17 protein-coding genes are annotated in these 19632 nt (G+C 73.1%); 8 read left to right on the top strand and 9 right to left on the bottom strand.

The window, feature by feature from the left end:
* Positions 1-31: 31 nt before the first annotated feature.
* Together ACFYO9_RS13460 and ACFYO9_RS13455 are read right to left on the bottom strand one after the other, a co-directional pair.
* Positions 32-1579, bottom strand: coding sequence for a leucyl aminopeptidase (locus ACFYO9_RS13460; protein WP_355813793.1), 1548 nt, complete (start codon positions 1577-1579; stop codon positions 32-34).
* 113 nt (positions 1580-1692) lie between these two features.
* Positions 1693-2475: an adenosylcobinamide-GDP ribazoletransferase gene (locus ACFYO9_RS13455; protein WP_358772930.1), complete on the bottom strand. Its 783-nt coding sequence runs from the start codon at positions 2473-2475 to the stop codon at positions 1693-1695.
* Positions 2476-2542: 67 nt separating this feature from the next.
* Between ACFYO9_RS13455 and ACFYO9_RS13450 the strand changes: the two genes are divergently transcribed.
* Entirely contained in the window at positions 2543-3316 is a 774-nt protein-coding gene (locus ACFYO9_RS13450; protein ID WP_355813787.1) for a hypothetical protein, read from the top strand.
* Here the strand turns inward: ACFYO9_RS13450 and ACFYO9_RS13445 are convergent.
* From ACFYO9_RS13445 to cobT, 3 genes are all read right to left on the bottom strand, one after another.
* Entirely contained in the window at positions 3247-3954 is a 708-nt protein-coding gene (locus tag ACFYO9_RS13445) for a hypothetical protein (protein WP_358772928.1), read from the bottom strand. The genes ACFYO9_RS13450 and ACFYO9_RS13445 overlap by 70 nt on opposite strands.
* Positions 3951-5717: a phosphatidylglycerol lysyltransferase domain-containing protein gene (locus ACFYO9_RS13440; protein ID WP_355813782.1), complete on the bottom strand. Its 1767-nt coding sequence runs from the start codon at positions 5715-5717 to the stop codon at positions 3951-3953. Before ACFYO9_RS13440 ends, ACFYO9_RS13445 begins: the two co-directional genes overlap by 4 nt.
* 110 nt (positions 5718-5827) lie before the next feature.
* A complete protein-coding gene (gene cobT / locus ACFYO9_RS13435; protein ID WP_358772926.1) occupies positions 5828-6967 on the bottom strand; it encodes a nicotinate-nucleotide--dimethylbenzimidazole phosphoribosyltransferase in 1140 nt (379 codons plus the stop codon).
* A 257-nt stretch (positions 6968-7224) separates the two neighbouring features.
* Here cobT and ACFYO9_RS13430 point away from each other — a divergent pair, with 257 nt between their 5' ends.
* On the top strand, positions 7225-8313 hold the full coding sequence (locus ACFYO9_RS13430) for a class I SAM-dependent methyltransferase (RefSeq protein ID WP_358772924.1): 1089 nt from the start codon (positions 7225-7227) through the stop codon (positions 8311-8313).
* 13 nt (positions 8314-8326) lie between these two features.
* Here the strand turns inward: ACFYO9_RS13430 and ACFYO9_RS13425 are convergent, their stop codons facing one another.
* A complete protein-coding gene (locus ACFYO9_RS13425; RefSeq protein ID WP_358772922.1) occupies positions 8327-9553 on the bottom strand; it encodes a bifunctional adenosylcobinamide kinase/adenosylcobinamide-phosphate guanylyltransferase in 1227 nt (408 codons plus the stop codon).
* Positions 9554-9654: 101 nt separating this feature from the next.
* Between ACFYO9_RS13425 and ACFYO9_RS13420 the strand changes: the two genes are divergently transcribed.
* Positions 9655-9891 carry a hypothetical protein gene (locus tag ACFYO9_RS13420; RefSeq protein ID WP_358772921.1) on the top strand — a complete coding sequence of 79 codons (237 nt, stop codon included), beginning with the start codon at positions 9655-9657 and terminating at the stop codon, positions 9889-9891.
* 127 nt (positions 9892-10018) lie between these two features.
* On the opposite strand, the gene ACFYO9_RS13415 is transcribed toward ACFYO9_RS13420, so the two are convergent.
* The 3 genes from ACFYO9_RS13415 to ACFYO9_RS13405 form a co-directional block, all read right to left on the bottom strand.
* Positions 10019-11119 (bottom strand): trypsin-like peptidase domain-containing protein, encoded by a 1101-nt coding sequence (locus ACFYO9_RS13415; protein ID WP_358772919.1) that lies wholly within the window; start codon positions 11117-11119, stop codon positions 10019-10021.
* 92 nt (positions 11120-11211) lie between these two features.
* The gene (locus tag ACFYO9_RS13410; protein ID WP_358773303.1) at positions 11212-11919 is read right to left on the bottom strand and encodes a class I SAM-dependent methyltransferase; all 708 of its coding nucleotides are present in this window, start codon (positions 11917-11919) and stop codon (positions 11212-11214) included.
* 74 nt (positions 11920-11993) lie between these two features.
* A complete protein-coding gene (locus ACFYO9_RS13405) occupies positions 11994-12620 on the bottom strand; it encodes a DUF3043 domain-containing protein (protein ID WP_358704587.1) in 627 nt (208 codons plus the stop codon).
* Between the two features lie 291 nt (positions 12621-12911).
* Between ACFYO9_RS13405 and ACFYO9_RS13400 the strand changes: the two genes are divergently transcribed.
* The 5 genes from ACFYO9_RS13400 (at position 12912) to ACFYO9_RS13380 (ending at position 19623) form a co-directional block, all read left to right on the top strand.
* Positions 12912-13703 carry a PspA/IM30 family protein gene (locus tag ACFYO9_RS13400; RefSeq protein ID WP_355813762.1) on the top strand — a complete coding sequence of 264 codons (792 nt, stop codon included), beginning with the start codon at positions 12912-12914 and terminating at the stop codon, positions 13701-13703.
* A gap of 36 nt (positions 13704-13739) precedes the next feature.
* Positions 13740-14018, top strand: coding sequence for a hypothetical protein (locus ACFYO9_RS13395; RefSeq protein WP_358772917.1), 279 nt, complete (start codon positions 13740-13742; stop codon positions 14016-14018).
* Positions 14019-14372: 354 nt separating this feature from the next.
* Positions 14373-15647, top strand: a complete 1275-nt coding sequence (locus ACFYO9_RS13390; RefSeq protein ID WP_358772916.1) for a histidine kinase — start codon at positions 14373-14375, stop codon at positions 15645-15647.
* Positions 15644-16324, top strand: a complete 681-nt coding sequence (locus ACFYO9_RS13385; protein ID WP_355813753.1) for a response regulator transcription factor — start codon at positions 15644-15646, stop codon at positions 16322-16324. The genes ACFYO9_RS13390 and ACFYO9_RS13385 overlap by 4 nt, the downstream gene beginning before the upstream one ends.
* A gap of 197 nt (positions 16325-16521) precedes the next feature.
* Complete coding sequence (locus ACFYO9_RS13380) at positions 16522-19623, top strand: efflux RND transporter permease subunit (RefSeq protein WP_358772914.1); 3102 nt, start codon at positions 16522-16524, stop codon at positions 19621-19623.
* Positions 19624-19632: the final 9 nt, after the last annotated feature.

Here is a 19632-nt window from a genome sequence, read left to right as displayed (position 1 = left end):
CGACCCCGCCCGGAGGGTTCCGATCGGCTGATCAGCCCAGGTCGCCCGCGGCGGTGTGCTCGGCGAGCCGCACCAGGGTGCGGACCGCGGTGCCGGTGCCGCCCTTGGGGATGTAGCCGTAGGGGGCGCCCTCGTGGAAGGCCGGGCCCGCGATGTCCAGGTGGGCCCAGGTGATGCCCTCACCCACGAACTCCTTCAGGAACAGACCGGCCACCAGGCCGCCGCCCATGCGCTCGCCCATGTTGGCGATGTCGGCGGTGGGGGAGTCCATGCCCTTGCGCAGGTCGGCGGGGAGCGGCATCGGCCAGGACGGCTCGCCGACCTCCTCGGCGATCTCGTGGACCGAGGTACGGAAGGCCTCGTCGTTGGACATGATGCCGAAGGTGCGGCTGCCGAGGGCCATCATCATGGCGCCGGTCAGCGTCGCCACGTCGACGATCGCGTCGGGGGTCTCCTCGGAGGCCTTGGCGATGGCGTCGGCCAGGACCAGGCGGCCCTCGGCGTCGGTGTTCAGGACCTCGACGGTCTTGCCGCTGTACATCCGCAGGACGTCGCCGGGGCGGGTCGCGGAGCCGGACGGCATGTTCTCGGCGAGCGCCAGCCAGCCGGTGACGTTCACCTCCAGGCCCAGGCGCGCGGCGGCCACGACAGCGGCGAAGACGGCGGCGGCGCCGGCCATGTCGCACTTCATGGTCTCGTTGTGACCGGCGGGCTTCAGCGAGATGCCGCCCGAGTCGTAGGTGATGCCCTTGCCGACGAAGGCGAGGTGCTTCTTCGCCTTGGAGCTCGTGTACGAGAGCTTCACCAGGCGCGGCGGGGCGTCCGAGCCGACGCCGACGCCGAGGATGCCGCCGTAGCCGCCCTTGGTCAGCGCCTTCTCGTCGAGGACCTGCACCTTGATGCCGTGCTCCTTGGCCGCGGCCTGGGCGACGGCGGCGAAGGCCTCGGGGCTGAGGTCGTTCGGCGGGGTGTTGACCAGGTCGCGGGCGCGGTTGAGCTCCTCGGCGACGGCGGTGGCGCGCTCGACGGCGGCCTTGTGCGCCTTGTCGCGGGGCTTGCCGCCGAGCAGGGCGACCTCGGCGAGCGGCGCCTTGGCGTCCTTGCCGTTCTTCTTCCCGGACTTGGCGTCGCCCTGGTCCTTGTAGGCGTCGAAGGAGTACGCGCCGAGCAGCGCGCCTTCCGCGATGGCGCCCAGGTCCTCGGCGGCCTCGACGGGCAGCGCGAACGCGGCCTTCTTGGAGCCGGTGAGGGCGCGCGCGGCGACACCCGCGGCGCGGCGCAGCGCGTCGGTGCCGTACGTCTCGTCCTTCTCCGGGACCTCGCCGAGACCGATCGCGACGACGACCGGCGCCTTGAAGCCGGACGGCGCGGGAAGCTTCGTCACCTCACCCTCGCCGCCCGAGGCGCCGAGGGTCTCCAGGACGGACGCGAGCTTGCCGTCGTACGCCTTGTCCACGGCCTCGGCGCCGGGGGCGACGACCAGGCCTCCCTTGGATCCAGCGCCCTTCGCGACACCGACGACGATCGCGTCGGCGCGCAGGCCGGTCGCGGCGGCGGTGCTGAGAGTCAGAGCAGTCACGGTGGTGAGGTCCTCTTTCAGTGAGTTCGGCGGGCTGTCGGGGTGGTGAGCCCGTCGCGAGCCTACGCCCGTGAGCGCTGCGGTGCGCCTCACTGTGTGTGTTCGGCGCGGTGTCAGCCGAGGGCGAGCACCACCAGGGCGCAGGTCGCCGCCGTCTCCGCGAGGCCGCCGAAGACGTCTCCGGTGACCCCGCCGAACCTTCGTACGCAGTGCCGCAGCAGCAACTCCGCGGCACTCAGGGCGAGGACGACGGACGCCGCGGACCGTACGACGTCGGCCGCACCGAGCGGCGCGCCCGCGGCGGCCGCGGCGAGCACCACGGCCGCGGCGACGCCCAGCGCCCGGCCGCGCGGGACGACCCCGGCGACGGCGGCGCCGAGCCCCTCCGGGCGGGCCGGGGGCACGCCGTCGCGGGCGGCCAGCGTCAGGGCGAGGCGCGCGGCGGTCGCCGAGACGACGGCGGCGAGGGCGCCGCGCCCCCACGCGTCCTCGTACAGCTGGAAGAACACGGCGACCTGCGCGAGCAGGACGAGGAGCAGCGTGATGACGCCGAAGGGGCCGATGTCGGACTGCTTCATGACGCGCAGCGCGTCCTCGGCGGGCTTGGCGCTGCCCAGGCCGTCGGCGGTGTCGGCGAGACCGTCCAGGTGCAGGCCCCGGGTGAGGGCGGCGGGGACCGCGGCGGTCGCGACGGCGGCGAGCAGCGGGCCCGCGCCGAGCAGCGTCAGCGCGCCGCCCGCGCCCGCCGCGCACAGGCCGATCACCAGACCGGCGAGGGGGGCGGACTGCATGCCGCCGCGCGCGGCCTCGCGGTCCCAGCGGGTGACCCGGACGGGGAGCGCGGTGAGGGTGCCGAAGGCGAAACGTATGCCGTCGGCGGGGGAGGTTCTGGGCACCGCGGAAGGCTACCCCGGGGGAACCTCCCGCTCTGCGGATCACTCTTCGCGGACGGAGGATGGGCGCATGGACGACTGGTGGTACCGGAACATCGTCGAGCCGGGGAAGCTGCCGCTGCTGCTCGCGCTGCTCTCGTTCGTCGGGTCGTTCCTGGTCACCCGGACGATCACCCGGCTGATCCGGGCGGGGCGTGGGCCGTTCCGCAACATCAGCACCGGTGAGGTCCACATCCACCACGTCGTGCCGGGGATCTTCCTGATGCTGGTCGGCGGGTTCTGGGCGGTGGCCGCGGGGCGGCACGGGGTGGGGCCGCTGTACGCCGCGGTCATCTTCGGGATCGGCGCGGGTCTGGTGCTCGACGAGTTCGCGCTGATCCTCCATCTCGACGACGTCTACTGGAGCGAGCAGGGCCGCAAGAGCGTGGAGGTCGTGATGCTCACGGCGGCCCTGGTGATGCTCGTCCTCACCGGCTTCACCCCGCTCGGCGTCGACGACCTGACGCCCGACGAGCGGCAGAACCGCGCGGCGGTCGCGCTGAACATCGGCGTCAACTGCGGGTTCGCGGTGATCGCGCTCGTCAAGGGGAAGCTGCGCACCGCTTTGATCGGCATGGTGGTGCCGTTCGTCGCGCTGGTCGGCGCGATCCGGCTGGCCAGGCCCGGCTCGGCGTGGGCCCGGCGGTTCTACCGCGGGCGGCCCAGGGCCCGTGCGCGGGCGGGGCTTCGCGCCTTCCGGCACGACCGGCGCTGGTCGGGGCCGCGCCGCAGGATTCAGGACTGGATCGGCGGCTTCGTGCCGGATCCGCGGCCGGGGCCGGATCGGGTGCCGCCGCGCCGCTGACGTACCGCGGTGACCGCGCACAGCGCGAGCGCGACGAGGATGGCGGCCAGGTGCTCCATGCCGGCGAGGTTGTCCTTGACGATCACCTCGACGACCATCAGGGCGCTGACCAGGACGGCGGTGACGTACGCGCGGTGCAGCCAGCACACGTAGACGGCGAGGGCGACCACGGCGGCCGACGGGCCGGTGTCGACGACCTGTGCGTCGGAGGCGGGCAGGCCGAGCGGGTGGCCGGGGCCGAGCGCGATGCCCACGCGCGCGTAGAGGGTGCCGGCGAGCGTGGCCGCGTACGCGAGGAGAAGCGTGCGCCACCGGCCCAGGCAGATCTCCGCGATGCCGAAGACCAGCAGGATCTGCGCGAGCGCGCCCCACACCGGCAGGTCGAGGGCGGGTACGAAGAGGGAGAGCGGGGTGCGCAGCAGGGCGAGCCAGAGCGGGTCCTCGGCGCGTACGCAGCCGGTGTTCTGCACGAACTGATAGCCCCAGGGCTGGTTCTGCACGTACTGGCAGACAGCGGTGAGACCAACCGCGGCCAGCGTCATGGGGACGGCCCGCCATCGTCGGGCGACGAGCGCCCCGCGCACGGTGGAGAGGAGTGACCCCCACTCGGCGCGGGCCAGGCGGGCCGGGGTGCTCATCGTCTGGACTCCAGGTGTTTGCGGTGCAGCCACTTCGGCAGACCGGGCGCTTCGAGGAACCCCTCCGCGCGGGCGGACGCGATGCCGATGCGCGGCAGGTCGCCGCTCTTCTCGAAGAGGAGGAAGCGGGGCTCCCAGATCGGCCGGTACTTGGCGTTGGCCCGGTAGAGGGACTCGATCTGCCACCACCGCGAGAAGAAGCTGAGAAGCGACCGCCACAGACGAAGGACCGGGCCCGCGCCGAGCCGTGAGCCACGTTCGAAGACCGACCTGAACATCGCGAAGTTGAGTGAGACCTGCGTGATCCCGATCTCGGGGGCCCGTTGCAGTAGTTCGATGACCATGAACTCCATCAGGCCGTTCTCGGAGTCGCGGTCACGCCGCATCAGGTCGAGGGAGAGCCCGTGCGGTCCCCACGGCACGAACGAGAGCACCGCCCGCAACCGCCCGTCCCCGTCGGTGCATTCGAGCATCACGCACCGTCCGTCGCCCGGGTCGCCCAGCCGGCCGAGCGCCATGGAGAAGCCGCGCTCGGTGGCCCCGTCGCGCCAGTCGTCGGCGTGCTCAAGGAGGGCCGCCATCTCGTCGGCGGGGATGTCCTCGTGGCGGCGGATGCGGACCGTGTAGCCGGCCCGTTTCACGCGGTTGTACGCCTGCCGGACGGTGCGCATGGCCCGCCCCTCCAGGGTGAACTCGGCGATCTCCACCAGGGCCTCGTCGCCCAGCTCCAGGGCGTCCAGGCCATGGCGCGCGTAGACCGTGCCGGCCTCCTCGCTCGCCCCCATCACGGCCGGGATCCAGCCGTGCTCGCGGGCCTCCGCCAACCAGGGCTCGATGGCGCCGGGCCAGGCCTCCGGGTCGCCGATGGGGTCGCCGGAGGCCAGCGAGACGCCGCCGACGACGCGGTAGGCCACGGCCGCCTTGCCGGTCGGCGACCACACGACGCTCTTCTCGCGGCGCAGCGAGAAGTAGCCGAGCGAGTCGCGCTCGCCGTGCCGCTCAAGCAGCGCCCGCAGCCGCTCCTCGTCGCCCTCGGTGAGCGGGTCGACGGCCCGGCGGGAGCGGAAGGCCGCGTACAGGACCGCGCAGAGCAGCAGCGCGCTCAGGATGTTGATGGCGACGTTGACCCAGCCGGGCGTGGTGATGCCCTCGAAGCGCTTGTCGTCGGCGGCCAGCGAGACCAGGCGCATGGTGCCGTAGCGCCAGCGGTCCAGGAACGTCGAGCGGTAGTCGTCGTGGGCGCGGTTGGTGACGGTGACGAGCAGGGTGGCGATCAGCGAGGCCACCAGGAGCCCGCCGGCCGCGACGGCCGACGCCAGCTTCGGGTTGGAGCGGTCGCCCTTGGCGTAGAACTCGCGGCGCCCGACGACCAGCGCCGCGACGAACGCGGCGGTCAGTACGAGCGAGATCCAGTTCTGCGCGTACGCGCGGATCTCCGGGAAGACCATCGCGAAGGCGAAGAGCAGCAGGAAGAGGCCGCCGAGCACGGTGTTGAGGATCCACGCGGCGCGCTTGCGGCGCCGCATGGTGATCGCCAGGAAGAGCGTGAACGCCCCCGACGCGAAGCCCGCGGTCAGCAGGTACGGGGTGAAGTAGTTCTCCGTGTTGTGCTGGCGCAGGTCCTGTCCGAGCGAGACCCAGACCGCGCTCAGGAAGTTGATGAACGTGACGGCCCGCAGATACCAGACCGCGAACCCGGCGGCGCGGCGCTGTATGACGGTCGGTTTCTTCTGTCGCCCGGCGACGACCTGCTCATCTCCCATGAAAAGGGATCATATGGGCAACGAGGGTCACCCTCCGCATTGTGGGCGGGCGGGCCACCGGTGCCGGGCGCCGTTGACGGTGCGTCAACCGGCGCCCGTGCGCGGGGCACTTACTCGGCGGACGGCACCGAAGGCTCTGTCTCCGAAGCCGTAGGCACAGGATCGGACTCGGGCTCGGGTTCCGCCTCGGGCGCCGCGGGCTCCGGCTCCCGCTCCGGCAGCTCCGCCGACAGTGCCGCCGCCGCCCGTACCAACGGCAGCGCGAGCAGCCCCCCGGCGCCCTCGCCGACCTTCACGCCGTGCGCGAGCAGCGGGTCGAGTGCCATCCGGTCGAGCGCCTTGGCCTGCGCGGGCTCCCCGCTGTCGTGGCCCGCCAGCCACCAGTCCGGCGCCCGGAACGCCACCCGCTGGGCCACCAGCGCGGCCGCCGACGCCACCACGCCGTCCAGGATGACCGCAGTGCGCCGCACCGCGCACTGCAACAGGAACCCCGTCATCGCGGCCAGATCGGCGCCGCCCACCGTCGCGAGCAGCTCCAGCTGGTCGCCGAGGACCGGCCTGGCCCGCCGCAGCGCGTCCCGTACCGCCGCGCACTTGCGCATCCACGCCAGGTCGTCGATGGGCTCGCCGCCCCGCCCGGTCACCACGGACGCGTCGGTCCCGCACAACGCGGCGACCAGCGTCGCGGCGGCCGTCGTGCCGCCCACGCTGACGTCGCCGAGCACCACCAGATCGGTGCCGGAGTCCGCCTCCTCGTCGGCGACCGCCATGCCGGCGCGCAGCGCCTGCTCCGCCTCGCCGGACGTCAGCGCGTCCTCGGTGTCGATGCGTCCCGAGCCGCGCCGCACCCGGTGCCCCGCCACCTCGGCGGGCAGCTCGGCCGGGTCGCAGTCGAGGGCCATGTCGACGACCCGCACGGGCACGTCGAGGCGGCGCGCGAGGACGGCCACGGGGCTCTCGCCGGCCAGAACGGCCCGTACGAGATCGGCCGCGCCGCCCGCGGGACGGGCCGACACACCCTGCGCGGCGATGCCGTGATCGCCCGCGAAGAGCACCACGCGCGGCCGCTCGACCGGCCGCACCGGCACCGAGGACTGGGCCGCCGAGAGCCACTCGCCGAGTTCGTCGAGGCGGCCGAGGGCGCCGGGCGGCAGGGTCTGCCGCGCCCTGCGTTCCTCGGCGTCGCGGCGCACCCCGCCGTCGGGCCGCTCGATCAGGTCGGTGAAGTCGTCGAGATTCAGCGAGCTCATTCGCCGAACAGTACCGGGAGCGGCGGCGGCATCGCTCGAACGGTCCTGCGGGCCGCACCGCCCCGCAACTGACGGCCGGTCAGGCCGCGCGTCCGCCGGTCGCGTCGCGTGAGGGCTCACGTGCATGGCGTGACCCATGGCGCGGGAATGATCCTTTGTGTTCCTGTTTGTGTCGCCTTGTCATATCACGTACGGCATCGGCGGGAACCGCAGTCCCTGTCCCCCCGCTCCACTCCTCCGACCCCGGGAGTACGCCCATGACCACGGATGCCGCCCAGCAGGTCGCCGCCCGGCGTCCCGCCTACCTCGCCGAACTCGCCCGCGGCACCGAGCGGTTCCACGAACCCCGCCGCACCGACTGCCCCTGGTGCGGCTCCGAACGGCTGCGGGTGCGGCTGCGCACCACCGACCTGGTGCAGCACAAGCCGGGCAGCTTCACCCTCGACCGGTGCGGCGACTGCGCCCACTGCTTCCAGAACCCCCGGCTGACCCCCGAGGGCCAGGACTTCTACCGCAGGGACTTCCGCGACGGTCCCGGCGGCCGGGAGCCGGTGAAGCCGTTCGGCGCCGGCGCCGCCGCGAAACGCCGGCTCGCCGCCGTCCGGGCGCTCGCCGCCCTCGACGAGCCCGAGTGCTGGCTGGACGTCGACACCGGCGCCGCGCACTTCCCGGCCCTGGCCAGGCGGGTCCTGCCGTACACCTCCTTCGACGGCACCGACCGCGGCGCCGGACTCGAACGCGGGGTGCGGCGCGGCCGCATCGAGGAGGGCCACCGCGGCTCCCTGCCCGAGCTCGCCGGGCGGCTCGCGGGCCGCTACGACGCGCTGAGCATGTTCCACACCCTGCAGCGCAGCCCGGACCCGCGCGCGGAGCTCGGCGCCGCGCGCACGGTGCTGCGCCCCGGCGGCCACCTGCTGATCGAGGCACCCGACCCCGAGTGCCGCGCCGCCCGGCTGCTCGGCAGATGGTGGGCGTCCCACCGCCAGCCGCGCACCCTGCACCTCGTGCCGCTCGCCAACCTCCGCCAGGAACTGACGGCGCTCGGCTTCACGGTCGTCGCCGTCGAACGCCGCACCGCGCACGCCCCCGTCGACCTCGGCGCGGCGGTGGCGCTCTTCCTCAACTGCCGCATGCCCGCGGCCGACGTGCCGTGGCGCCCCGGGCCAGCCACCCCGCTCCAGCTGAAGCTGCGCCGCGCCGCGCGGTGGGCGTCGGTGCCGCCGGTGGTGCTCGCCCGCGCGCTGGACGTCGTCCTCGCTCCGCTGCTCACCCGCGTCGGCTTCAGCAACACCTACCGGGTCATCGCCCGCCGCGGCCCCGACCCGACGGCCCCGGCCGCCCCGTGAGCGCGGCCGGACGTCAGCCGCGCAGCGGGAGGGCCTGGCCCGCCACGACGAGCAGGACGTGTTCGCACTCGTTCGCGAACGCGGTGTTCAGGCGGCCCAGTTCGTCGCGGTAGCGGCGGCCGGAGGCGGTCGCGGGGACGATGCCGGAGCCGACCTCGTTGGAGACGGCGACCACCGTGCGCCGGGTCGTACGGACCGCCTCCGCGAGCTCGGCGACCCGGGCCCGCAGCGCGCGCTCCCCGCCGCCCGCCCACTCCGCGTCGTCCCACGCCTGCACCTCGTCCATGACGTGGGTCAGCCACAGCGACAGGCAGTCGATGAGCAGCGGCGGCCCGTCGTCGCCGAGCAGCGGCACCAGGTCGCAGGTCTCGGCGGTCCGCCAGGAGCCGGGGCGCCGCTCGCGGTGCACGCTCACCCGCCGGGCCCACTCCGTGTCCCCGCTCCTGGTCCCGCCGGTGGCCACGTACAGCACCTCGGGAAAGGCCTCCAGGCGCCGCTCGGCCTCCACCGACTTGCCCGAGCGCGCGCCGCCGAGGACGAGGGTGCGGCGCGGCACGTCGGGGACGTCCTCGTAGGCGCCGACCACGAGCGTCGACCCGTCCGGCACGGCCCGCGCCCCGGCGGCCGCGAGGCGGCGCGTCAGCTCACCGCCGGGCGGCGCCTCGTGGCCGATGTGCACCGCGATCACGTCCGTGGTCGGCCCGACGGCCCCCGCGGCACGGAGTCGGGCGAGCCCGTCGGGACGCCCGATGACGTCCGCGACGACCATCTCATACGGGCGGTCCCTGCCGTGGCCCGCCGCGGCGCCGTTCCCCTCGGTGAGCCCCGCGGGCGCGCCGCCCGGCGGCAGATACAGCAGCCGCTCCCCGTCGGTCCCGGTCACCTCGTACCCGGAGCCGGGCGCGTCCAGGGCCACCGCGCGCACCCGGTGCCCGGTGAGCAGCGCGAGCTCGCGTCCGTCGGCGACCCGGCCGGGCTGCGGCAGCCCCGCGGGCACCTCGACGGCGGGCCCGTCGTGCGGGTGGGAGAGCAGCACCTGGCGCACTGAGCCGAGCGAGTGCCCGGCGCGGGCGGCCGCGAAGGCCGCGCCGGGGGTCAGGTCGAGCAGCAGCACGCCGTCCACGAGGAGCGCGGTGGCGGCGCGCGCCGCCTCGCCCAGCGCGGTCGCGCAGACCGCGCAGGGACAGTCGGGGAGGGGCAGACCGCCGGGGGCGCCGGTGCCGAGCAGAGTCAGTTCCACACGAAGATCCTCCCGCGTCGGGTCGGACGCCGCGCGCCCGGCTAGGCTTCAAGCGGATCGAGGCGGTGGCGACACCGCCACAGGACCCTCGGGAGGCTGACATGGCGGCATGGACGTGGCGGTTCGAGAAGGCGGACGGGACGGAGGTCCAGCCCGCGGTACAGCCCGAGGAGTTCACCACCCAGGGCGACGCGGAGTCCTGGGTCGGTGAGTACTGGAAGGAGCTGTCCGAGGGCGGCGCCGACCAGGTGACCCTCTTCGAGGAAACGACCAAGATCTACGGTCCGATGAGCCTGCACGCCGACGAGGCGCAGGACACGGAGGACGCGTCGGCGTGAGCTGAGCGGTGACGTCCCGCGGCGCGCCGCGCGGGCGCACGCGACGGGAGGCGGTGACCGGACGACCCGGCCACCGCCTCCTGTACGTACGGGCTGGGGCTCCCGTACGAGCCCGCCGCCGTGACCCTCACATCTCGCCGAGCGTCACGTCCGCCTTCTTGTCGGCGCCGTCCCGCACGTACGTGACCTGCGTCTTCTGGCCGGGCTTCGCGGCGGCCAACGCCTCGGAGAGCGAGTTGATCGTGGTGACCTCGCTGTTGCCGAGCCGCGTGATGATGTCGCCCGCCCGCAGCCCCGCGTCGGCCGCCGCGCCGCCCTGCCGGGCCTCGACCACGGCCACGCCCGCGGGCCGGTAGTCGTCGTCCAGGACGGTGCGGCCGGTGATGCCGAGCGCGGCCCGGCCCGAGTCGGTGACCCGGCCGTCCTTGATGATCTGGTCGGCGACGGTCTTCACCATCGAGGAGGGGATCGCGAACCCGATGCCGGGCGCGGCGCTGTCCCCCATCTGCGGATCGCTCGCGGCGAGGGTGGGGATGCCGATGACCTTCCCGTCCAGGTCGACGAGGGCGCCGCCGCTGTTGCCCGGGTTGATCGCGGCCGACGTCTGCACCATGTTGGCGATGGTGGCCCCCGTGCCGCCGCCGGAGCGGCCCTCGCTGACGGTGCGTCCGGTGGCCGAGACGATGCCCTGGGTGACGCTGGAGGACAGGCCGAGCGGGGAGCCCATCGCCAGCACGATCTGGCCGACCTCGGCCTTCGTGGAGTCGCCGAACTTCGCCGCCTTCAGGCCGTCCGGCACGTCGTCCAGTTTGATGACCGCGAGGTCCTGCTCGGGATAGCTCGCCACCAGGTCGGCGGTCAGCGCCTGCTCGCCGGTGGCGGTGGTGACCTTGAACCGCTTCTCCTTGCCCACGACATGGGCGTTGGTGACGATGTGCCCCTTGCCGTCGTAGACGACCCCGGAGCCGAGACTGTCGCCCGCGTCGACCTGGACGACCGACGGCAGCACGTCCTTGATCACCCGCTGGTAGTCGTCCTGCAGGTCACCGGCGGCGGCCGGCGCGGCCTGCGCGGTCGACCGGTCCGGGTCGCCGGGCCCGGACGAGGAACACCCGCCGACGAGCGCGACGGCGCCGAGGACGGTGAGGGAGGCGGCGAGCGGCACGGAGACGGCACGGGAACGGGTACGGCGAGTACGGCGACAGGCACGGGTACGCGAGGCAGTCATGCGCCGAGTGTGCTTTTTGTCCGTTCCCGGCGCCTGTGCTGCGCGGTAAACGGGTGGGTGACCGCGTCAGTCCCGTACCCCGCCCCGCTCCGTCAGTCCCGTACCCCGCACAGATGCAGCAGCGCGGCGACCCGGCGGTACGGGTCCGTGCGCCCCGCACGCTCCTCGGCGGCGAGCAGCGCCTCCAGCTCCCACTCGGGAGGCAGCGCCGCACTGTCGGGGACGGTGTCCGTGAAGACCCGCACGCCGTACCAGGCCTGCAGCGGCGCGGCGAGCCCCGCAAGCGACGAGGTCAGCGCGTCGAGCCGGTCCGCGCGGGCGTCGATGCCGAGCCGGTTGCGGTACGTGACCGAGTCGAAGGCGGCGATCGCCCCCGCCCAGTCGCCCGCGAGCCCCGGCCGCATGGCCAGCGCCTCCGCGTTGCGCACCAGGAGCGAGAGGAGCCCGCCGGGCGCCAGCATCCGGGCGAGCCCGGCGAGGAGCGCGTCGGGGTCCTCGACGTACATCAGGACGCCGTGGCAGAGCACCACGTCGAAGCTGCCGGGCAGGAAGTGCACCCCGGTCTGGTGCCCGTCGCCCTCGACGATGCGCACCCGCCCCTGGATGCCCTCGGGCTCCGCCGCGAGCGAGGTGCGCGCGGCGGCGATCATGGCGGGATCCTGCTCGACACCCGTCACCTTGTGGCCGGCCCGGGCCAGCCGCAGGGCCTGCGTGCCCTGGCCCATGCCGACGTCGAGTATCCGCAGCCGCTGCCCCACGGGGAAGCGGCCGACTATCTGCTCGTCGAGCTGGCGGGCCACCAGCTCCTGGCGCACGGCGTTGCGCAGGCCGCCCAGCTTCTCCAGCCAGGCACCGGCCCCGCCGGTGAATCCGCTCAGGGCCGCTCTCCGCGCTTGACCTGCGGCTTGGGCAGCCGCAGCCGGCGCATCTGGAGCGTACGCATCAGGGCGTACGCGACGGCGCCCTTCCGGTTGTCGCTCGGGAAGCGCTCGGCGAGCCGCTTCTTGAGCCGGAAGGCGGTGACGACCGAGTCGACGATGATCAGGACGATCACGAAGAGCCAGAGCAGCAGCGCGATGTTCTGCAGCTGCGGGATCCGGACGATGCTCAGCACCAGGATGATCACCGCGAGCGGCAGGAAGTACTCGGCGATGCAGAAGCGCGAGTCCACGAAGTCGCGCGCGAACTTGCGCACGGGACCCTTGTCACGGGCGGGCAGGAACCGCTCGTCACCGCTGGCCATCGCCTCGCGCTGCTTCGCCATCTGGGTGCGGCGCTCGTCGCGCTGGCGCTTGGCGGCCTCCTTGCGCGTCGTCGGCGTGTTCGTCACGCTGCGGCGCTGGGTCTGGGCCAGGGCGCGCTTGGGGGTGGGGCGGCCCTTCGGGGCCTGCGGGTCACGGGGCTGCTTGGAGTCGGTCACCGGCGCCTGCGCGGCCGGGGCCTTCTCTTCCTTGGATCGGCTACGGAACACAAAATCCAAGGGTACGGGGTGCGGACGCATGGGCGTCCGCCGGGCGGGGAACGATCCGGCAACGCCGGGCGTCTTGATTTATGTGCCTAAGGGGCCGTAGCAGGCGGAAAGCGGCGGACCCCGGCCGGCGCACCCGGATGCCTCGGGGCCGGTTCACGGGGGAGCACCTACTCCTTACGCCGGAGCGGCGGGGGACGCAGTCGTCCTTGGGGATGAGCGCATCCGCCCGCGAACAGTGCGGTAATGGATGCAGGGCCCGTACTGTGGGTTCTGAGCAGTACCTGGAGCTGGAAGTCCGTCAGAAGGGGGCGCGCGAAGCCCATGAGCGGTGTCATGAAGCGTATGGGGATGATCTTCCGCGCGAAGGCGAACAAGGCCCTTGACCGGGCCGAGGACCCGCGCGAAACCCTCGATTACTCGTACCAGAAACAGCTGGAGCTGCTGCAGAAGGTCCGCCGTGGCGTCGCCGACGTGGCGACCTCCCGCAAGCGCCTGGAACTGCAGCTGACCCAGCTCCAGAAGCAGTCCTCGACCCTGGAGGACCAGGGCCGCAAGGCGCTCGCCCTCGGCCGCGAGGACCTGGCCCGCGAGGCCCTGTCCCGCCGTGCCGCGCTCCAGCAGCAGGTGACGGACCTGGAGACGCAGCACCAGACACTCCAGGGCGAGGAGGAGAAGCTCACCCTGGCGGCCCAGCGGCTGCAGGCCAAGGTCGACGCCTTCCGTACGAAGAAGGAGACCATCAAGGCGACGTACACCGCCGCCCAGGCCCAGACCCGCATCGGCGAGGCCTTCTCCGGCATCTCCGAGGAGATGGGCGACGTCGGCATGGCGATCCAGCGCGCCGAGGACAAGACCGCGCAGCTCCAGGCGCGGGCCGGCGCGATCGACGAGCTGCTCGCCTCCGGTGCCCTCGACGACTCCTCCGGGCTCGCCAAGGACGACATCCAGACCGAGCTGGACCGGCTCTCCGGTGGTACTGATGTAGAGCTGGAACTGCAGCGCATGAAGGCGGAGCTCGCCGGAGGCCCCAGCAGCCAGCAGGCGATCGAGGGCGGCCAGGGCCGTCCCCAGTCGCAGCAGCCGCAGGACACCCCGCGCTTCGACAAGCAGTAGCGCACGCAGCAGCAGCTCACGTCCGAGGAGGGCGACATGATCGTACGGATCATGGGGGAGGGGCAGGTGAAGCTGGCCGACAGCCACTTCGCCGAACTGAACAAGCTGGACGACGACCTGCTCGCGGAGATGGAGAGCGCCGACGAGCCGGCCTTCCGCCGCACGCTCCACGCACTCCTGGACAAGGTCCGCGAGCTGGGCACGCCCCTCCCCGACGACGCCCTCGAACCGTCGGAACTGATCCTCCCGTCCCCCGACGCGACGCTGGACGAGGTCAGGGACATGCTGAACGACGACGGCTTGATCCTAGGCTGACCCGAGGGCGCAGCCCAGGGACGAAGCCCCAGGGGCGCGGGGAACGGCGCGCCCAGCCCCAACGGACCCGCACCCAAGGGCGCAGCCAAGCGGCGCAGCCAGGGGCGAAGCCCCAGGGGCGCGGGGAACGGCGCGCCCAGCCCCAACGGGCCCGCACCCAAGGGCGCAGCCAAGCGGCGCAGCCAGGGGCGAAGCCCCAGGGGCGCGGGGAACGGCGCGCCCAGCCCAAACGAACCCGCACCCGAAGGCGCAGCCAGGGGCGCGGGGAACGGCGCGCCCAGCCCCCACAAGCCCGCAGACAAAAGACGACCCAATCCGCCCAGGGCCCCCGGCCAGCCCCCGTAACGTTGAGGCGTGACCACACTCGTGCGAGGCCGCGGCTGGGCCAGAACGCATCCGCTCGCGGTCGACGCCGCACTCGCCACCGCCGTCCTCGTCTGCATGGTCGTCGGCTCCTTCGCGGAGCCCTACGGCGAGCACGGCCCCACCTGGGGCACCCGCACCCCCGACGCCCCGAGCCTGCTCCTGATGGCGCTCGGCGCGCTCGCCCTGGTCTTCCGCCGCCGCGCCCCGTGGTCCGTGCTCGCGGCGACCTGCGCCGCCTCCATCGTCGAGCTGCTGACCGGCCAGCCCCGCGCCCCCGTCGTGATGTGCGCCGTCATCGCGCTGTTCACCGTCGCCGCCCGTACCGACCGCTCCACGACCTGGCGGATCGGCCTGGTCACGATGACCGGGCTGACCGGCGTCGCGATGCTCTCGGGCCCGCTGCCCTGGTACGCGCAGGAAAATCTCGGCATCTTCGCCTGGACCGGCATGGCCGCCGCGGCGGGCGACGCCGTACGCAGCCGCCGCGCCTTCGTGGACGCCATAAGGGAGCGCGCGGAGCGGGCCGAGCGCACCCGGGAGGAGGAGGCCCGGCGCCGCGTCGCCGAGGAGCGGCTGCGGATCGCCCGCGACCTGCACGACGTGGTCGCCCACCACATCGCCCTGGTCAACGTGCAGGCCGGCGTCGCCGCCCACGTCATGGACCGGCGGCCCGACCAGGCCAAGGAAGCCCTCTCGCACGTACGCGACGCCAGCCGCTCCGCGCTCAACGAACTGCGCGCCACCGTCGGCCTGTTGCGGCAGAGCGGCGACCCCGAGGCGCCCACCGAACCCGCCCCCGGCCTGCACCGCCTCGACGAGCTCGTCGAGACGTTCCGCAACGCCGGCCTGCCCGTGGAGGTGGCCCTCGGCCAGGTCGGCCTCGACCTGGCCGCGGCCGTCGACCTCGCCGCGTTCCGGATCATCCAGGAGGCGCTGACCAATGTGCAGCGGCACGCGGGTCAGCAGGCCAAGGCCGAGGTGAGCGTCGTCCGCGTCGGCCCGAACGTGGAGGTCACCGTCATAGACGACGGCCCCGGCCCCGAAGGGAACGGCAGGGAGGCCGGCGGCGCGGAGTCCGGCGACAGGGCGGCCGGTGACGGGGAGGCCGGGCCGGGGGAGTCCCGCGGCGGCCACGGCCTCATCGGCATGCGCGAGCGCGCCACGGCCCTCGGCGGCAGCTGCTCGGCGGGGCCCCGCTACGGCGGCGGCTTCCGCGTCCATGCGATCCTGCCCGTCACCACGGCAAAGGGAGGGACCGCGTGACGATCCGCGTACTGCTCGCCGACGATCAGGCCTTGCTGCGCAGCGCGTTCAGGGTGCTCGTCGACTCCGAGTCCGACATGGAGGTGGTCGGCGAGGCGTCCGACGGGGCGGAGGCGGTCGCGCTCGCCGCGTCGGAACGGGCGGACGTGGTCCTCATGGACATCCGGATGCCCGGCACCGACGGCCTCGCCGCCACCCGTCTGATCAGCGCCGACCCCGCGCTGGCCCATGTGCGGGTGGTCATGCTGACGACGTTCGAGGTCGACGAGTACGTGGTGCAGTCGCTGCGCGCGGGCGCCTCCGGGTTCCTCGGCAAGGGCGCGGAACCCGACGAACTGCTCGGCGCCATCCGGATCGCCGCGGCCGGCGAGGCGCTGCTCTCCCCGGTGGCCACCAAGGGCCTGATCGCCAAGTTCCTCGCGCAGGGCGAGGGCCTGGACGGCGACGCCCCGGCGCGCGGCGAGCGCCTCGACGCGCTCACCGGCCGCGAACGCGAGGTGCTCGTCCAGGTCGCGGGCGGCCACTCCAACGACGAGATCGCCGAGCGCCTCGAAGTCAGCCCGCTCACCGTGAAGACCCATGTGAACCGCGCGATGGCGAAGCTCGGCGCCCGCGACCGGGCCCAACTCGTCGTCATCGCGTACGAATCGGGCCTGGTACGTCCACGGGTGGAGTGACACGGAAGGCGGTGTACTGCGCCCGCAGTACGCGCCCCGCGAGAAATGGTCCTGCGAGCGAGGTGCCGGGGCCCGGCCATGGCTGAGGGTGTGAGGGACGTACGAAGCTTGCCGCAGGCACCCATTTTCCGGGTCCCCCTCTGCGGCCTGCCCGGCCTCGTGCGTTCCCCCCGCGCACGCCACAGAGAGAGACCTCCATGTCCTGGCTGTCCAGGTTCAGCCTTGCCCAACGGGCGCTCGTCGGGCTGATGTCGATCATCGCGATCGTCTTCGGCGCCATCGCGATACCGCAGCTCAAACAGCAGCTGCTGCCCTCCATCGAACTGCCCATGGTGTCCGTCCTCGCGCCCTACCAGGGCGCGTCCCCCGACGTCGTCGAGAAGCAGGTCGTCGAACCGCTCGAGAACACCATCGACGCCGTCGACGGCATCACCGGCATCACCGCCACGGCGAGCGAGGGCAACGCCGTCATCATGGCCCGGTTCGACTACGGCAGCGGCTCCAAGCAGCTCGTCGCCGACGTCCAGCAGGCCGTGAACCGCGCCCGCGCCGAACTCCCCGACGACGTCGACCCGCAGGTCGTCGCCGGCTCCACCGACGACATCCCGACCGTCGTCCTGTCCGCCACCTCCGACGAGGACCAGCAGGCCCTCGCCGACCGGCTCGACCGCACCGTCGTACCGTCCCTGAAGGACATCGACGGCGTCGCCCAGGTCACCGTGGACGGCGTGCGCGACCTCCAGGTCGACGTCACGCCCGACGACCGGAAGCTGGCGAAGGCCGGCCTGACGCCCGCCGCGCTCGGCAAGGCACTCCAGGCGGGCGGCGCCACGCTCCCCGCGGGCTCCTTCGACGAGGCGGGCAAGAACCGCACCGTGCAGGTCGGCGGCGGCTTCACCTCGCTGAAGCAGATCGAGGAGCTGCGGGTCGCGCCCGAGGCGGCGCCGGGCGAGCGGGCGGGCAAGCCCGTACGCCTCGGCGACGTCGCCACCGTCGCGCAGAAGCCGGCCACCGCCACGTCCCTCACCCGCACCGACGGCGAACCCAGCCTCGCCGTCGCGATCACCATGGACCAGGACGGCAGCGCCGTCGCGATCTCCGACGCGGTGCAGGACAAGCTCCCCGGCCTGCGCGAGGATCTCGGCGCCGGATCCGAGCTGACGGTCGCGAGCGACCAGGGCCCGGCCGTCGCCGAGTCCATCGAGGGCCTCACCACCGAGGGCGCCCTCGGCCTGGTCTTCGCCGTCGTGATCATCCTGGTCTTCCTGGCGTCGATCCGCTCGACGCTGGTCACCGCGGTCTCCATCCCGCTCTCGGTCGTCCTCGCCCTGATCGTCCTGTGGACCCGCGACCTCTCGCTCAACATGCTCACGCTCGGCGCGCTGACCATCGCGATCGGCCGCGTCGTCGACGACTCGATCGTCGTCCTGGAGAACATCAAGCGCCACCTCGGCTACGGCGAGGAGCGCGAGCAGGCCATCATCAAGGCCGTGCGCGAGGTCGCGGGCGCCGTCACCTCCTCGACGCTGACGACCGTGGCGGTGTTCCTGCCGATCGGCCTGGTCGGCGGCATGGTCGGCGAGCTCTTCGGCTCGTTCTCGCTGACGGTCACGGCGGCGCTCCTCGCCTCGTTGCTGGTCTCGCTGACGGTCGTGCCGGTCCTGTCGTACTGGTTCCTGCGCGCCCCCAAGGCGATCCAGGGCGTCGACCCGGAGGAGGCCCGCCGCAAGGCCGAGGAGAAGGAGAGCCGCAGCAGGCTGCAGCGGATGTACGTCCCCGTCCTGCGCTTCGCCACCCGCCGCCGCCTCACCAGCCTCGGCATCGCGCTGGTGATCCTGGTCGGCACCTTCGCCATGGCGCCGATGCTGAAGACCAACTTCTTCGACCAGGGCGAGCAGGAAGTGCTCACCATCAAGCAGGAGTTGAAGCCCGGCACCAGCCTGGCGGCGTCGGACGCCTCGGCGAAGAAGATCGAGAAGATGCTCTCCGGCATCGACGAGATCAAGGACTACCAGGTCACGGTCGGCTCGTCCGGTTTCATGGCGGCCTTCGGCGGCGGCACGGACACCAACCAGGCCTCGTACACCCTCACCCTGAAGGACAAGTCGTCCTACGACCGGACGCAGGACCGCGTCGAGGAGGGGCTCGGCAAGCTCTCCGGGATCGGGCAGACCACGGTCTCCGCCGGTGACGGCTTCGGCAGCCAGGACCTCAGCGTCGTGGTGAAGGCCGGCGACGGCGACGTGCTGCGCACGGCGTCCGACCAGGTGCGCGACGCGGTCGCGAAGCTCGACGACGTCACCGACGTGCAGAGCGACCTGTCGCAGAGCGTCCCGCGGATCTCGGTCCGCGCCAACTCCAAGGCCGCAGCGGCCGGTTTCGACGACACCACCCTCGGGCAGGCCGTCGGCCAGGCGGTGCGCGGCACCACCAGCGGCAAGGCGATACTCGACGACACCGAACGCGATGTCGTCATCAAGTCGGCGAAGCCCGCGACGACCCTCGCCGAACTGCGGAAGCTGCCGCTCCGGCCGGGCGTACGGCTCGGCGACATCGCCGACGTCGAGCTGGTGGACGGGCCGGTCTCCATGACCCGGATCGACGGCGCCCGCGCCGCGACGATCACCGCGAGGCCGACCGGCGAGAACACCGGCGCGGTCAGCGCCGACCTCACCAAGAAGCTCGACGCGCTGAAGCTGCCCGACGGCGCCACGGCGTCGATCGGCGGCGTCTCCCAGGACCAGGACGAGGCGTTCGGATCCCTCGGCCTCGCGATGCTGGCGGCGATCGCCATCGTCTTCATGCTCCTGGTCGCGACCTTCCGCTCCCTGGTGCAGCCGCTGATCCTGCTCGTCTCCATCCCGTTCGCGGCGACGGGCGCGATCGGCCTGCTGCTCGCCACCGGCACCCCGATGGGCGTCCCGGCGATGATCGGCATGCTGATGCTCATCGGCATCGTGGTCACCAACGCGATCGTGCTGATCGACCTCATCAACCAGTACCGCGCCCAGGGGTACGGCACGGTCGAGGCGGTCGTCGAGGGCGGCCGGCACCGGCTGCGCCCGATCCTCATGACCGCCCTGGCGACGATCTTCGCCCTGCTCCCGATGGCCCTGGGCATCACGGGCGAGGGCGGCTTCATCGCCCAGCCGCTCGCGGTGGTGGTGATCGGCGGTCTGATCACCTCGACGCTGCTGACCCTCCTCCTGGTCCCGACGCTGTACGCGATGGTGGAGCTCCGCAAGGAGCGCCGGCGCGCCAAGCGCGAGGCCAGGCGGGCGAAGAAGGCGGCCTTCTAGCCCCGCGGC

Origin of the sequence: Streptomyces sp. NPDC005863, assembly GCF_042871345.1 — a bacterium.
Lineage (GTDB): Bacteria > Actinomycetota > Actinomycetes > Streptomycetales > Streptomycetaceae > Streptomyces.
The sequence above is the reverse complement of the archived record's forward strand: the minus strand, read 5'-3'. Positions and strand labels throughout refer to the sequence as shown.